Below are 2,343 nucleotides of genomic sequence, written 5' to 3'. Positions count from 1 at the left end.
GGCTCGGCCGGTGCCGCCGCCGGTACCGGTGTGCCGCCGGCCGCGGAATCCGCGGGTGCGGCGTCGGCCGCCGGCTCGGCCTGTTCCAGGATGGCGTGCGCGTTGGTGCCGGACAGGCCGAAGGAGGAGACACCGGCGCGACGCGGACGCCCTCGCCGTGGCCACGGCTGCACGCTGGCCAGCAGTCGCACGGCGCCGGCCGACCAGTCGACGTACGGCGACGGCTCGTCCACGTGCAGGGTGCTCGGCAGTATCCCCCGGTTCAGGGCGAGCACCATCTTGATGACGCCCGCGACGCCGGAGGCAGCCTGGGCGTGGCCGATGTTCGACTTCACGGAGCCCAGCAGCAGCGGCTCGTCGGCGGGGCGGTCCTGGCCGTAGGTCGCCAGCAGCGCCTCGGCCTCGATCGGGTCGCCCAGCGTCGTCCCCGTCCCGTGCGCCTCGACGGCGTCGATGTCGCCGGGGCCCAGGCCACCGCTGGCGAGCGCCTGGCGGATCACCCGCTGTTGGGCCAGCCCGTTGGGCGCGGACAGGCCGTTGCTCGCCCCGTCCGAGTTGATCGCGCTGCCGCGGATGACGGCGAGCACCGGATATCCGGCCCGGCGGGCGTCCGAGAGCCGGGCGAGCAGCAGCGTCCCCACCCCCTCACCGAGTCCCATCCCGTCGGCCCCGGCGCCGAACGCCTTGCAGCGCCCGTCGCGGGCCAGGCCCCGCTGCCGGCTGAACTCGACGAACGACACCGGCGAACCGATCACGGTCGCGCCGGCGGCCACGGCGAGCGAGCACTCCCGCGACCGCAGCGACCGGCAGGCGAGGTGCAGGGCCACCAGCGACGAGGAGCAGGCGGTGTCCACCGTGACCGCGGGCCCCTCCAGGCCCAGGGTGTAGGCGATCCGCCCGGACAGCACACTGGTGGAGGAGCCGGTGACGAAGTGGCCTTCGCTGCCGGCCGGGATGCGGTCCATCGACCCGCCGTAGCCCTGATAGGCAGCACCGACGAAGACACCACTGGTGCTGCCGCGCAGCGTCGTCGGGTCGATGCCGGCCCGCTCGACCGCCTCCCAGACGGTCGCCAGCAGCAGGCGCTGCTGGGGGTCCATCGCGGCCGCCTCCCGCGGCGAGATCCCGAAGAACGCGGCGTCGAACGCTGCGGCGTCCAGCAGGAAGCCGCCGTCACGGACGTAGCTCTTCCCGGAACGGTCGGGATCGTCGTCGAACATGTCCGGATCCCAGCCGCGGTCGGTCGGGAACGGCGAGATCGCGTCGACCCCGCCGGCCACCAGATCCCACAGGTCCTCGGGCGTCCGAACGCCGCCGGGGAAGCGGCAGCCCATCGACACGATGGCGATCGGTTCGTCGGTCAGGGCGGCGTCGCCGGCCGGCGTGGGCGGGACCGGGGCCGGGACCGCGGGGGATTCCGCCGCCGCCTGCGCGCGCAGGTGGCGGGCCAGCAGCTGCACCGTCGGATGGTCGAAGACCAGGCTGACGGGCAGCCGTAGGCCGGTCACCGCGCTCAGCCGGTTGCGCAGGTCGACGGCGGTCAACGAGTCGAACCCGAGCTCACGCAGCGGCCGGCCGGCCACCACGGCGTCGGCGTCCGCGTAGCCGAGCACCGCGGCGGTCTGGGTCCGGACCAGGTCGAGCACGGCCCGGTCGCGGGCGGACGCCGGCAGGCCGGCGAGGTGCGCGCCCAGGGTCGACACCGTGCCCGCCGAACCGGCGGCAGTGCCCGACGCGGACGAGACCCCGGCGAACGAGCTCGCACCGGACGAGGTCGGGACCACCGAGGTCGCGGCGAGGATGCGTCGTGCCTCGGGCAGCCCGTCGAGCAGCGGGCGCGGTCCCGCGGAGGTGAACACCGGCACGAACCGGTCCCAGTCGATCTCGGCGACGACCACGTCGACGTCGTCGAGGTCGAGCACCCGCCCGAACGCCGCCAGGGCGAGCGGCGGTGGCATGAACGGAATGCCGCTGGCGCGAAGCTGGTCCTCGGCCAGGGCCGCCGCCATCCCGCCGCCGTCGGCCGGGCTCCAGATGCCCCAGGCGATCGACGTCGCGGTCAGGCCCCGAGCGCGCCGGCGCCGGGCGAGGCTGTCGAGGAAGGCGTTCGCCGCGGCGTACCCGCCGTGGATGCCGCTGCCCCACACGGCCGAGATCGAGGAGAACAGCACGAAGGCGTCGAGGGTGTCCCGGTCGAAGATCTCGTCGAGCAGCGCGGCGCCCGTGGCCTTGGCCCGGGCGGCCTCGGCCACCTGCGCGAGCGTGGTCTCGACCAGCGGGACCAGCACGCCGCCGCCCGCGGTGTGCAGGACCGCGCGGATCGGCTCGCCGCCGGCCTCGACC

Annotated in this window: 1 protein-coding gene; it reads right to left on the bottom strand. The window is 75.2% G+C overall.

All coding sequences use genetic code 11. The features are described 5' to 3' along the window. Positions 1-2,343: beta-ketoacyl synthase N-terminal-like domain-containing protein (locus tag MXD58_RS29345; protein WP_250611403.1), on the bottom strand; the 2,343-nt coding region annotated here is incomplete at both ends.

The sequence above is a fragment of the Frankia sp. AgKG'84/4 genome (genome assembly GCF_023242965.2).
In the GTDB taxonomy this organism is placed as follows: Bacteria; Actinomycetota; Actinomycetes; order Frankiales; family Frankiaceae; genus Frankia.
The sequence above is the reverse complement of the archived record's forward strand: the minus strand, read 5'-3'. Positions and strand labels throughout refer to the sequence as shown.